10 protein-coding genes are annotated in these 12,632 nt (G+C 42.7%); 9 read left to right on the top strand and 1 reads right to left on the bottom strand.

Features of this window, described 5'->3' with window-relative positions:
* The first annotated feature begins 116 nt into the window (after positions 1–116).
* The 8 genes from ACQKC9_RS02480 to ACQKC9_RS02515 all read left to right on the top strand — a co-directional run bounded on the left by ACQKC9_RS02480 (position 117) and on the right by ACQKC9_RS02515 (position 9,746).
* The gene (locus ACQKC9_RS02480; protein ID WP_427620370.1) at positions 117–1,301 is read left to right on the top strand and encodes a mechanosensitive ion channel family protein; all 1,185 of its coding nucleotides are present in this window, start codon (positions 117–119) and stop codon (positions 1,299–1,301) included.
* 150 nt (positions 1,302–1,451) lie between these two features.
* Positions 1,452–3,758: a bifunctional 23S rRNA (guanine(2069)-N(7))-methyltransferase RlmK/23S rRNA (guanine(2445)-N(2))-methyltransferase RlmL gene (gene rlmKL, locus ACQKC9_RS02485; protein ID WP_427620371.1), complete on the top strand. Its 2,307-nt coding sequence runs from the start codon at positions 1,452–1,454 to the stop codon at positions 3,756–3,758.
* 278 nt (positions 3,759–4,036) lie between these two features.
* Complete coding sequence (locus ACQKC9_RS02490) at positions 4,037–4,612, top strand: TerD family protein (protein ID WP_057760825.1); 576 nt, start codon at positions 4,037–4,039, stop codon at positions 4,610–4,612.
* 227 nt (positions 4,613–4,839) lie between these two features.
* Positions 4,840–5,907: a DUF475 domain-containing protein gene (locus ACQKC9_RS02495; RefSeq protein ID WP_057760827.1), complete on the top strand. Its 1,068-nt coding sequence runs from the start codon at positions 4,840–4,842 to the stop codon at positions 5,905–5,907.
* A gap of 244 nt (positions 5,908–6,151) precedes the next feature.
* Entirely contained in the window at positions 6,152–7,072 is a 921-nt protein-coding gene (locus ACQKC9_RS02500; protein WP_290175455.1) for a glutaminase, read from the top strand.
* Between the two features lie 454 nt (positions 7,073–7,526).
* Positions 7,527–8,102 carry a TerD family protein gene (locus tag ACQKC9_RS02505; RefSeq protein WP_057760832.1) on the top strand — a complete coding sequence of 192 codons (576 nt, stop codon included), beginning with the start codon at positions 7,527–7,529 and terminating at the stop codon, positions 8,100–8,102.
* A gap of 206 nt (positions 8,103–8,308) precedes the next feature.
* Positions 8,309–9,061: a TIGR00266 family protein gene (locus ACQKC9_RS02510; RefSeq protein WP_057760834.1), complete on the top strand. Its 753-nt coding sequence runs from the start codon at positions 8,309–8,311 to the stop codon at positions 9,059–9,061.
* A 76-nt stretch (positions 9,062–9,137) separates the two neighbouring features.
* Positions 9,138–9,746, top strand: a complete 609-nt coding sequence (locus ACQKC9_RS02515) for a TerD family protein (protein WP_057760836.1) — start codon at positions 9,138–9,140, stop codon at positions 9,744–9,746.
* 149 nt (positions 9,747–9,895) lie between these two features.
* Here ACQKC9_RS02515 and ACQKC9_RS02520 read toward each other — a convergent pair whose 3' ends face one another.
* Entirely contained in the window at positions 9,896–11,170 is a 1,275-nt protein-coding gene (locus tag ACQKC9_RS02520) for a TerD family protein (RefSeq protein WP_427620372.1), read from the bottom strand.
* A 288-nt stretch (positions 11,171–11,458) separates the two neighbouring features.
* Between ACQKC9_RS02520 and ACQKC9_RS02525 the strand changes: the two genes are divergently transcribed.
* Complete coding sequence (locus ACQKC9_RS02525) at positions 11,459–12,610, top strand: ATP-grasp domain-containing protein (protein WP_427620373.1); 1,152 nt, start codon at positions 11,459–11,461, stop codon at positions 12,608–12,610.
* The last annotated feature ends 22 nt before the right edge of the window (positions 12,611–12,632 follow it).

Below are 12,632 nucleotides of genomic sequence, written 5' to 3' on the forward strand. Positions count from 1 at the left end.
GGTAGTAATTAGTTTTAAGCGTTACTTTATTTGATTGCTTTGGCGACTTGAGGTAATTTATAAATAGATATTCATTTATAATTTTTTGTACAAACACATCCTGCATGGACGAAAAAATGCCAATCGCTAGTGTTACCGACTTTTTTGAAGAGATCATTCGCGACTTACATACTAGCCTATATCTTGCTCTCGGCGGCTCTATCGATGAAGAGTCACTTAATTGGTCCTCTCAGGCAGTAGAATTGGCGAGCACTGGCATCAAAATCCTAATACTGCTTGCGGTATTGGGATTTTTTTATTGGTTGGCCAATTATATCCTTAGACAAAGCCGTGCCAAAATTCGGTTAAATGAGCGCCGCACCAAGATTGTCCGTTCAGTTTTGCGCTATGTCTGGATTGTCGCCAGTCTGATAGCGATTATGAGTCAGATAAACTTTGAGCCAGAAACCATCAAAGCCACCGCAAAGGCAAGCACTTGGGCAGGTATCTATTACGTACTTTGGGCATCATCAGGACAAATCATTCACAGAGTCCTACAGCACTATGGTCTCAATGCTTCCATAGAGCAGCTACTCAAAAATATTTTATCTGTATTACTATTGGTACTCGGGCTTGCCAGCGTCATGGCGCAATTTGGCTTCGACATTGTATCGTTAGTGGCGGGTTTGGGTATTGTTGGCTTGGCAGTAGGTTTTGCCGCTCAGTCTACCCTTGCTAATTTTATCGCTGGTATTACTATTCTGCTTGAGCAGTCTTTTCAAGTCGGTGACTGGATTCATATCAATGATAATGAAGGGCGCGTGGTACTTATCGCGTTACGCACAACTCATATTCTCACACGAGACAACATCACTGTCATTATCCCAAACTCTAACGTTGCCTCATCAGAAGTTATCAACCTGACTTCCAAAAACTTTATCCGTTTTGATATTCGCGTACGTATTGCGTTCGAAGATGATATAGAAACGGCTCGCAAGGAAATTTTGCAAGTGCTCAGCAATACCGATGCGGTGCTTAATCGTCCTGAGACTTCAGCGACCGTGGCAGAAATTGGTGAGTATGGGGTGTTTTTTATCGTACGCTTTTGGGTTAAACCAGCAGCCGTTGCCCGCATACCCAAAATCAAAGAAGTGCTGCAAGAAGAGATTAAAATCGCGTTTGATGCGGCTAATATTTCTACGCCCTATCCGCATATGCGATTGCTGATGCCAAAGGATGTTGACTACCCTATTGCGACTAAACCCTTTGCAACCACCACTCAAATCGTCCCAGAGGAATTACCACTGACGAAGGGTGAGTAGAGAATTTCTTTTCACGTATTTGGCTATCACATCTTAAAATCTTAAACACGGCTACTTTGAACCATCCTACTGTGAATTATGGTAAAATTGCCGGTTACACCGATTATCTTATTATTTGCTTTTTTGTCAATTTAGCCCACAGGTACCCGTATGACCGAACAAACCGCGCCCGCATCTCTAACAGCAGCTTCACCAGAGTTGTCGCTTGATCTTATTATTACCTGTGCCGATGGGCTTGAGGCACCACTGCAGACTGAGCTAACCAGTTTTGGCATTGATAGCGAAATCAAAAGTACTGGCCGTCTAGCCGTAACTGGCGGCTTACGTGAGCTATATACTATCTGCCTATGGTCACGCGTGGCCTCGCGGGTATTGATGCTGATTAAACGTAAAAACATCAATGCAGAATACGATGTCGCAGAGCAGCTATATGGCTTGGCAAAATCGGTCAACTGGACTGAGCAATTTAGCTTGGAGCAAACCTTTGCTATTCGTCTGTCTGTCGATAAGCGTGTCGCTGTCAGTCAGCAATTTGCCATGCTACGTATCAAAGATGCGATTGCCGATACCTTTAACGAAGTTTACGACAGCCGTCCTAACGTCGACAGCAAAAACCCAGACTTCTCTGTTTTTGCAACTATCAATGATAAGCAAGCAGAGCTGTATTTAGATTTATCCGGTACCAGTTTGCATCGCCGTGGTTACCGTGTGGCCATGACAGAAGCACCACTAAAAGAAAACTTGGCAGCTGCCCTACTCTATAGCGCTGGTTGGCACAAGAAAAATGAAGCTGGCGACGCACCTTTCTATAATGCGTTAATCGACCCAATGTGCGGTTCTGGAACGTTCCTTATCGAAGCGCTATTGATGCATTGCGACTATGCCGTGGGTATCGACAAAGCTGCCAATCAATTTGGCTTTTACCAGTGGCAGCATCATAACGAGACGCTATGGCAAGAAATGATCGATGATGCTCAAACGCGTTTCCGCGAAGCATTAGAGATTGCCAATGAGCAGCCTGATACATTGCCGCTTATGCTGGGCTTTGATGCTGATAGTGGTGCGATTCTTGCCACAGAAAAAAACTTAATTGCCGCAGGTTTACAGGACATTTTACCGCTACTTGATATCGAACATCGTGCGCTTGACCAACTCAGCAACGTGCTCAAGCCATTAGTCAATGACGGTCGATTGAGCAACCCCTTGGTCATTACCAACCCACCGTATGGTGAGCGTTTGGGTGATGAAGAAATGATTAAGCCGTTGTATCAAGCGATTGGGCTGATATTGCAAGACAGCTTTGCCGGTAGTGGCATTGATCCGATGCTTGGCATATTGGCCTCTCATGTCGAACAAGTAGATATTCTACCGATTAAAGAACCAAAAACCTTACGCTGTCATAACGGTGCTATTACCGTCTATTTCCGCTACGGAACGCTTATCGCTGGGCAAACAGGCAACCTTGTCAGTCGTTTTGAGAAACGCGAGATTGAAGTAGAAGACGGTCAAGACTTCATTAACCGTCTGCAAAAGAACCTTGCTAAGCTCAAGAAACTGGCCAAAAAAGACAACGTAAGCAATATTCGTGTTTACGATGCTGATTTACCTGATTTCAAAGTTGCGATCGACTTGTACGGTGATTATGCACATGTGCAAGAATATGCGCCGCCAAAGACCATCCCGCCTGAGACCGCAAAAAAACGCTTTAACTTGGCATTGATGGGTATCCGTGAAGTCTTTGATATTAACCGTGAACAGATCTTTATCAAAACGCGTGCCCGTCAGTCTGGAAACGATCAGTACAGCAAACAGAACACCACAGAAAAACGTGGCAAGTTTCATGTTGCGCGTGAAGATGGTGCCTATCTGTATGTCAACTTTACAGATTATTTAGATACCGGTCTGTTTATCGATCACCGTAATATGCGTGCTCGTATCAAGGACAACAGCCGCGGTAAAGCAGTACTTAACCTGTTCGCTTATACTTGTACCGCAAGTGTGCATGCAGCGCTTGCTGGTGCGAAAAAAGTCACTAGCGTTGATTTGTCGCAGAACTATCTAGATTGGGGCAAACAAAACTTTGTCTTGAACGGTTTGGACGTTAGCCGCAATAAATACCAATTCGTTGCTGCCGATATCTTTGAGTGGATTAAAGACAATACCGAGCAGTTCGATGTTATCTTTATTGATCCACCGACCTTCTCAAACTCTAAGAAATTCCAAGGTACTTTTGATGTGCAACGTGACCATGCTGCATTGATTAATCGTGCCATGAACCGCCTCACCTCTGATGGCGTCTTATACTTTTCTAACAACTTTACGCGTTTTGAGCTAGATGAGCAGTTGACTCAGCGTTATGACATCATTGATATCACGCAAAAAACCATTGGCTTTGATTTCAATATCAAAAAACCGATTCATCAAAGCTTTGAGATTCGTCATCGTCAAAGTCTATAATTCGAAATTTTAGATTTATAGTTTAGAATCTAAAGTCCGTAAACAGGATTTTGATAAATGAGACTATAGATTTATAAGGGCAATATAAGTACCTGAAACTTCTGTTTTTTGCCGAATGTATATGAAATATAACAATGGCCCAATCAGCTTTGATTGGGCCATTTTTTGTTGCTATGATAGAGCGTTACTAGGCGATGGATTTGCGCAGTTATTGCGTAAGCATCGCCTTTTTTCGATAACCTATAAAACCACTAACGTCTAATAAAAAGGATAACACCATGGCTTTATCACTTAATAAAGGCGGTAATTTATCGCTAACGAAAACTGACCCAAACTTAACCAAGCTACTTATCGGTCTTGGCTGGGATGAGCGTGCCACTTCTGGTGCTGAGTTCGACCTTGATGCTAGCGTGTTTTTGCTAAATGGCGCAGGCAAAGTGCGCGGCGATCACGACTTTATCTTTTATAATCAGCTGAAGTCTGACAATGGCGCTGTCGAACATACTGGTGACAACCGTACTGGCGAAGGCGACGGTGATGATGAAGTTATCAAAGTAAACCTCACTCAAGTACCTGCAGACGTAGATAAAGTAGTCGTGACAGTGACTATTCATGATGCTGCAGCGCGTAGCCAGAACTTTGGTCAGGTCGCCAATGCCTTTATCCGTGTTGTTAATGAAGAAACAGGCACTGAAGTAGTACGTTTTGATTTAGCAGAAGACTACTCTGTAGAGACAGCAATGGTGTTTGGCGAAGTATATCGTCACAACGGCGAATGGAAATTCCGTGCTGTTGGTCAAGGCTATTCAGGCGGCTTGCAAGCGATGTGTCAGCAATACGGTGTTGATATCTAAAACCATTATTTACTGGTGTTTAATCAGTTATTAGTCGCCGTCATCACGTCCAAAATAGCAAACCGCCATCGTTGCAAATAGTCACAATTTTTAATGGCCAAATGACTAGTAATGCTTTACGTTTCGTTTAAAATTATGCATAAAAAGTGGTTAGTAATAACCGCTTTTTTGCGGTTCATGCCTATACTAGGTAGACCTTAGCTTTACGCAACCATACAGGATGTGTCATGAGACATTTTTATTTAGACTTTATCTTTACCGCAATTGCTTTGGCAATAGCAGCATGGTGGGGATATTCACATGGCGGTATGGGTGGCATGATAGCCACTCTTTCTATTACCGCTATTTTGGCCGTCATGGAGATTTCATTATCTTTTGATAATGCGGTGGTCAATGCTTCAGTCCTTAAGGGCTGGGACGAATTTTGGAAAAAGATATTTTTAACCGTTGGTATCCTAATCGCCGTATTCGGTATGCGATTGGTCTTCCCTATTGTCATCGTCGCGGTTACTGCTGACCTTGGTATGATGGAAGTCATCAACTTGGCTTTATATAGTCCTGAAGAGTACTCGGCAAGACTGATGGCACACCATGCAGAAATCTCAGCATTTGGTGGTATTTTCTTACTATTGGTATTCTTGAACTTTATTTTTGATGACAAAGAAGTACATTGGTTTGACTGGCTTGAGAGCCGTTTAGCCAAGCTAGGCAAAGTCGATGCCATGAGCGTATTTGTAGCGCTTATCGTCTTGATGATTGCGGTATCGTGGGCTAATGCAGAGCAGTCAAGTGCTGTTCTAATCGCAGGGGTTTGGGGTATCTTGGTTTATCTTGGTGTACAGGTTGTATCGGGTATGCTTGAGGGTGACCTTGAAGAAGACCTAGAAAACGAAGAAAATGGTTCGGGCGCTGCGGCGACCAGTGCCATTATGAAAGGTGGTATCATTGGTTTCTTATACTTAGAAGTCCTAGATGCCTCATTCAGTTTCGATGGTGTGATTGGCGCATTTGCAATCACCAATGACGTGATTGTTATCATGTTAGGTCTTGCGATTGGTGCGATGTTCGTACGTTCGATGACTATCTTCTTGGTAGACAAAGGCACGCTTGACGAGTTCATCTATCTTGAGCATGGCGCACATTATGCAATCGGCGCATTGGCACTGATTATGCTATTGTCAGTGAAGTTCCACGTGCCAGAGATTATCACCGGTCTGATTGGTATTGCCTTTATTGGTTGGGCGCTGCTAGCGTCACTTCAGCATCGTAAAGCTGAGAAAGCCAGCTTAAACTAAGGCATGTTCTCAGTGTAATCTGTATCTAGTTATACATCTAAGCAGGTCATATCATCAGGTATGGCCTGTTTTTTTTGACAATTTTGCCTTACTGTTAGGCCGTATTGAAGCCCCAAGATATCGGAATAACCAATAATTAAGACAATCAATGGTTAAAATTACGTTTGCCCTGTTACTATTACCCTATCTTCAGTTAAAATCCTCATCCTTAAATAAATTGTCGAAATAAGACCCTATAAACAATATGCAAAAAATTCTTGATGATATTGCCGCAGAGATGGCAAGAGAAACTGACCGCGGCAAAGTAGCAGATTATATCCCGCAATTGGCTCATGTCGATCCGAACCAGTTCGGTATAGCTGTAGCGACTCCTGATGGGCATATGTATGCAGCAGGTGATGCAAGCACTCTGTTTTCCATCCAAAGTATCTCTAAAATATTTACCTTGACCATTGGTCTTGGCAAGCTAGGCGATACACTTTGGACACACGTCGGACGCGAACCATCTGGCGATCCTTTTAATTCAATTGTGATGCTCGAGCATGAGTCTGGCCGCCCACGTAATCCTTTTATCAATGCTGGGGCAATCGCAGTTGTCGACGCCATCATGATGGGACATGAGCCAAAAGAAACACTGGGTGAAATCCTGCAGTTTGTTCACCTCATTGCAGATGATGAGTCAATTCGCTTTGATCATAAAGTAGCGGCTTCTGAGATGGCGCACAAGGACCGAAATGCCTCTCTGGCGCACTTTATGAAATCCTTTGGTCGTTTAAGACACGATGTGGATAATGTATTAGGTACGTATTTTCATCAGTGCTCAATTGCAATGAACTGCCAACAGTTGGCCAGTGCTGGTCTGTACTTAGTGTCTAATGGAGTTGATAAGCACTCAGGAGTACGCGTAATCAATGAAAAACGAGCACGCCGGATTAACTCGTTGATGATGATGTGTGGTCATTATGATGGTTCTGGCGAATTTGCTTACCGCGTGGGTTTGCCAGGCAAAAGCGGCGTTGGTGGCGGTATTTTGACGATAGCACCTGGTAAAGGTTCTATCGCGGTTTGGTCACCAGGGCTTGATCATGTAGGTAACTCTAAGCTTGGACTAAAAGCACTAGAGCGCTTCGTACAAAAAACTGGCTGGTCAGTTTTTGCAGAATAAGAGATACATGTATATTTATCTAAATAGGTTTTTTATATAATGCCATACTCTCATACTAGCTGCGAAGCATACCTAAGCCATGAGCTGGTTTATTATAAGCACATATAGTCAGTCGGTGCTTTTTAAAGCGATTGTTTTATCTAAGCTATCTTTGTGCTAAATCCCTTTTGTATGAAACATTACTTTTCATAACAATATCTTAACGACTATTGCTAAGTTGATTAGAAATTATCAAAGATACAGAAGTATTATGTCCCTTAGTAAGCATATAGTAAGCGCACAAAATACGCCTTGCTTAGTGAGCAAACGCTTAGTATAGTAAAACGTAATGATATGCAGGGCATAGCGTACAGGTAAGTTTTTATTATTTGCTCTGAGGTATCAGTCACTGCACAACTTTTAGTTTATTTTTTATCAATCAATCCACTTAACTATTAATCCAAAGGATATTTGTATGGCTATTAGCTTAACAAAAGGCGGCAACGTAAACTTATCAAAAGAAGCGCCAGGTTTAACTAACATTACAGTCGGTCTAGGCTGGGATCCACGTGCCACTGACGGCCAAGAGTTTGATTTAGATGCAATCGGTTTCTTGATTAACGAAGCAGGCAAAGTCCGTAACGACCAAGATTTTATCTTTTTCAATAATTTAAAATCAGATAACGGCGCTGTTGAGCATACTGGTGATAACCGTACTGGCGAAGGCGATGGCGATGATGAGAAAATCAAAATCAACCTTGCTAGCATCCCAGCTGATGTCAACAAAGTAGCTATCTGTGCCATCATCTATGAAGGCCAAGCACGTAACCAAAACTTCGGTCAAGTTGGTGATGCTTATATCCGCGTTGTAAACGATAATGGCGAATCTGAAATCGCTCGTTACGACCTATCAGAAGACGGCAGCACTGAAACAGCGATGATTTTCGGTGAATTATATCGTCACAGCGGTGATTGGAAATTCCGTGCGGTTGGTCAAGGCTTCAGCGGTGGTCTTGGACCATTAGCAGCCTCTTATGGCGTAAATGTATAACGTTAAAACCAACGTAAACGTTTAGCAAGCCAATTATCATAATCAGACGTCTGGTTATGATCCAATGAGCCATCAAGTGTGCCCCTTTAACGCATTTGATGGCTTTAAATTTAATTGGCTTATCATTAAAAGCCATAAAGCATCTAAAAGCACACGCACACATTAAGAGCATTTAACAAAGATATTAGAATAAGGATTTGCAAGCCATGGCCGCAACATTCAGTTTAATCGGTACTATTGAACCTTTTTTGCATTGTAATCTCAAAAAAGGCGATTCAATTTATTGTGAAGCCAATGCGATGGTGATGATGGAGTCCAATCTTGAGCTGAAAGGTAAGCTACAAGGTGGCCTGATGCAGTCACTGATGCGCCGCTTTGCAAACGATGAATCGTTGTTTCAACAGCAGATTGAAGCGGTTAATGGTGAGGGCGACTGTTTGCTTGCGCCCACGCTTGATGGTGATATGCAAATCATAGAAGTTGGCAAGCAGCAGTATACATTAAGTGATGGTGCGTTTGTCGCGGCTCAAACTGGCGTCGATATCAGAGCCAATATTCAGCGCAATTTAGGCGGTGCAGTGTTTGGTGATACAGGCGGCTTTATGGTGATGCAGACTCAAGGCCAAGGTCAAGTCGTGGTATCTGGTTTTGGCTCGTTGTTTGAAATTGATGTCACACCAGACAAAGATGTCATTATTGACAACGGTCATGTGGTCTGCTGGGACTCAAATCTTGAATACAAATTGTCAGTTTCGACCAGTAAGAAAAAAGGCATCATGAGCAATATCATCAATTCCGTCACTAGTGGCGAAGGTATGGTTCTGAACTTCTCAGGAAGTGGCAAAGTCATTATTTGCTCACGCAATCGTGACAGTTATCAAGGTTGGATACAAAGCGTCTTAGGCAGCAGCTCAGGCGGACGTGGCGGCGGTGGTGGCTTTTTAGACAATATCTTATAACACCTTTCGCAATTTATAACATTCCTTAGCGTTATTTTTAAACGGTTTTACTCACAATTATTATAAGGATACTCACATGGCAGTTAGTCTTCAAAAAGGTCAAAAAATCTCCCTAAGCAAAGAAGCTGGTGGCGAGCTGACTCAAGTTAAACTAGGTCTAGGCTGGGATGTTGCGCAAGGGCCACAAGATAAAAAAGGTGGCTTCTTAGGAAAATTATTCGGCGGCGGTTCTGGTGGCGATTCTATCGATTTAGATGCTTCATGCATCATGTTCGATGCTAACAAGCAAGCGGTCGATGCCATTTGGTTCAGTCAGCTGAAATCGAAAGATGGCAGTATCGTGCATACTGGTGACAACCGTACTGGCGACGGCGATGGTGATGATGAAGTCATCAATGTCGATCTCTCAAGAGTACCTGCGAATGTGGTTTCATTGGTATTTACGGTCAATAGCTTTACTGGTCAAACGTTTGAAACAGTAGAAAATGCGTTTTGCCGTATCGTTAATGCCAATAACAATAGCGAAGTAGCACGTTATAACTTGTCTGCCCAAGGTGGACATACAGCGATGGTAATGGCAAAGGTTTATCGTCACAACAATGAATGGAAAATGCATGCGATTGGCGAGACTGCTTCTGGTCGCACCTTCCACGACTTAATGCCTGCTATCACACCGCATGCGTAATTGACTTTAGACTTTAGACTTTAGACTTTAGACTTTAGACTTTAACTGGATTATTACCAATCTAGTTAAGTAGTTTATTTCAAAAGAGAGCGGCCCATCTATCAATAGATGGGCCGCTCTTTTATGCTTATTATTTATAGTTAAGAATACTATTTACGTCCACGCTTCCAGCTAAAGCCCCAATTAAACGCTTTGTCCATTTCCTGATGACCTTTGAAATATTGGTTGATACGCTCAACATTGATACTACCTTGTTGATTGACCAAACGGGCAATGGCACACATTGGTAGATTACCAGCACCTTCGGTCAAACGTGTCTCAATCGATGATTGCTCTGGCACATGAATAGTCACAACCCCATCAGTTTTTTCCCAGTTAGGTGCGCCTTCGTAAATAAATGCAAAGATAAACACCTCTTCAATCTGCGACCATTGCTGACCATTGATATCCAGCCATTCACCGCCGCTTACCTGCCCCGTTCTATCATCCGCACGTAAACAAACATAAGGCGCTGATTGCAAGCTACCAAAGCGATTTCCCAACGCTTGAATCAAAGTTTTTTCACCATTTTTTAGATGAATCATAGCGCCGACATCTAAATCGATACCGCTTGATTGATGCTGCTTAAACAAATCACCCAGTATGCCTTTCTTAGGTGTTGATTTATCATTTTGCGGGCGTTGATTCCAATCTAAATTGACCGAAATTTTGCCAAAGTCATCGCGTTTTTTAAGATTAATGCTAGATTGATTTTTAGTTAAGGTTATTTTACTTAAGTTAATTGAAGGGTTAGCAGGAATCGGTGGCGGGTTGTTAGTTTGAGACGTGCTGCCTGCTTTTTGAGTATTGATTGGGCGCTGCGTGTTGATAGGTTGAGGTTGGCTTTGTGCAGGGTTATTATTTTGGGCAGGTGCGTCATCAGCGATTTCAACACCGAAATGTTCAGACAAAGGTTTTAACCCTCCCTCAAAACCTTGGGCGATAAAACGAAATTTCCAGCTTCCTTGTCTGCGATAGCATTCAGCCAATATAATGGCTTTTTCATTACGGCCTGTGCTACTCAGCTGACAGGTCATCAGCACATGACTGCCCTGTAAGACTTGAATGTCCACATCGCCAATTTGTGACAATGTTTGCGCACTAGAGAACGCTAAGGCAATTTTCTCAATAGTTGCAGGCTGTGCAGACAAATTAACATCAAAAAACCCATCACTATCATGACCACGGCAGCTAACGCTACCATCATCGCTACGTGTCTGACCATAAAATATCATGTCACCATCACCGCGTACTTTGCCGTCATTAGTCAGGCGATAAGCGGCACAATCGATGGCATTTTGGCTTAAAATGCGAATGCTAATATTGTCAGTTGGTAGTGGTGCATTAGCACCTGCAATTAGTTTTTGAGGTTGGTTTTGACTCATCATACGTCCTTTAGATTATTTATTATATTGTTGTCATCATCATGCTGACTATCATCATATAGTAGCATGGATATTATGAAAATTTTGAACCAGACAATCGCAATATAAGCGATAAAGTCATCCTTACAAATCCCTATGACTATTTTATCAGAGGCGTTTATAACGCATGTCATTTGTATATAATACGTCCTATTAAACCGTATACCTTTGCTAATATTACTACTAGATTTGCAATAGCAGTATTGACTTGCCGATTCCCCTACACCCAATGACAACGCTGAGAGAATTATGAATAATCTTGCTGACAATAGTAACCCTTCAATACCAGTAGCGGCGTGGTTAGCTGAAGGCCAATCTAGCCAGCGTGATATGTTGGAGAGCTTACAAAGTCTAAAGAGCAAATCAAGCAGTCCTTCAAACAACCCTTTTCAAGTTATTGCCTCACACCGTCATGATAGACCTGAAATTTTTGAATTCGCCGATATGATTTATCGCGAGCCATCTGACTCGATCGTAGATACTGATAACCACATGACTGGCGAAACTGCTATACCACGCTGGCAGTTCGTATTAGAACAAGCTCAAAAGCATAACGTAAAAGTACTACTGACTGGACGCAATGGTATCGATTATGAAGTGCATCGTGAGAAATTTGACGCTGTTGGTATTCGCTTATTGACGGGCGCAACCAGCGTGGCGGCACTAGAATCAATCGATGATAAATTTGCTTTTATGCAGCATTGTCACACTCATAATATCCCAGTGGCAGACGCATGGCGTTTTGACAATACGGCGGAGCTTGAGGCTTTACTCGCCGAGCATGGCGACCAACCTCTATGCGTCAAACCTGTTGTCGGTATTTTTGCCCAAGGGTTTTGGCGATTAGATACGGGTAAAGCAGATAGTACTGCATACGACAGCTTTGAGCACTTATACTTCACTGAAGAGAAAAAAATAAATACAGCCCAATTTGTGAATGCCTATACTAACAGTCAAATGGTACACGAGCGCCCTATTCCAATGTTGCTTATGCCTTACCTATCAGGGCAAGAGTATTCTATCGATGTGGTCTGTGAATATGGTGAAGTCCTAGCTGCTGTCACTCGTCATAAAACAGGAAAGATACAACACGTTGGTTATGAGCAGTCTGTCATGGATGTCGTAATCCCATTGATTAGGGCTTTTGGCTGTGATGGCATCGTCAGTGTACAAACTAAAGCTGATGATAGCGGTCAGCACCGAGTTCTTGAGATTAATAGCCGCCCATCAGGTGGTATTGGTTATACTTCTCATAGTGGGATCGACTTGACGCAAGTCGGATTTTCTTATTGGTTAGGGTTGTCAGAGAAACCTAACTTAGAAACCAATATTCAACATATTGAGCCATGCCAAGTACGCTCTATTATGATGAGTGTCAAAATTGAAAAGGATGATGAATAAATAGTCCACTAAGCACGCACGT

It is taken from the genome of Psychrobacter sp. NPDC078409, assembly GCF_050268505.1.
Classification (GTDB): domain Bacteria; phylum Pseudomonadota; class Gammaproteobacteria; order Pseudomonadales; family Moraxellaceae; genus Psychrobacter.

Bases quoted from the DNA above. Each gene is read 5' to 3' on its own strand.
- ACQKC9_RS02480 (WP_427620370.1), top strand. From the start codon at position 117: ATGCCAATCGCTAGTGTTACCGACTTTTTTGAAGAGATCATTCGCGAC.
- rlmKL (WP_427620371.1), top strand. From the start codon at position 1,452: ATGACCGAACAAACCGCGCCCGCATCTCTAACAGCAGCTTCACCAGAG.
- ACQKC9_RS02490 (WP_057760825.1), top strand. From the start codon at position 4,037: ATGGCTTTATCACTTAATAAAGGCGGTAATTTATCGCTAACGAAAACT.
- ACQKC9_RS02495 (WP_057760827.1), top strand. From the start codon at position 4,840: ATGAGACATTTTTATTTAGACTTTATCTTTACCGCAATTGCTTTGGCA.
- ACQKC9_RS02500 (WP_290175455.1), top strand. From the start codon at position 6,152: ATGCAAAAAATTCTTGATGATATTGCCGCAGAGATGGCAAGAGAAACT.
- ACQKC9_RS02505 (WP_057760832.1), top strand. From the start codon at position 7,527: ATGGCTATTAGCTTAACAAAAGGCGGCAACGTAAACTTATCAAAAGAA.
- ACQKC9_RS02510 (WP_057760834.1), top strand. From the start codon at position 8,309: ATGGCCGCAACATTCAGTTTAATCGGTACTATTGAACCTTTTTTGCAT.
- ACQKC9_RS02515 (WP_057760836.1), top strand. From the start codon at position 9,138: ATGGCAGTTAGTCTTCAAAAAGGTCAAAAAATCTCCCTAAGCAAAGAA.
- ACQKC9_RS02520 (WP_427620372.1), bottom strand. From the start codon at position 11,170: ATGAGTCAAAACCAACCTCAAAAACTAATTGCAGGTGCTAATGCACCA.
- ACQKC9_RS02525 (WP_427620373.1), top strand. From the start codon at position 11,459: ATGAATAATCTTGCTGACAATAGTAACCCTTCAATACCAGTAGCGGCG.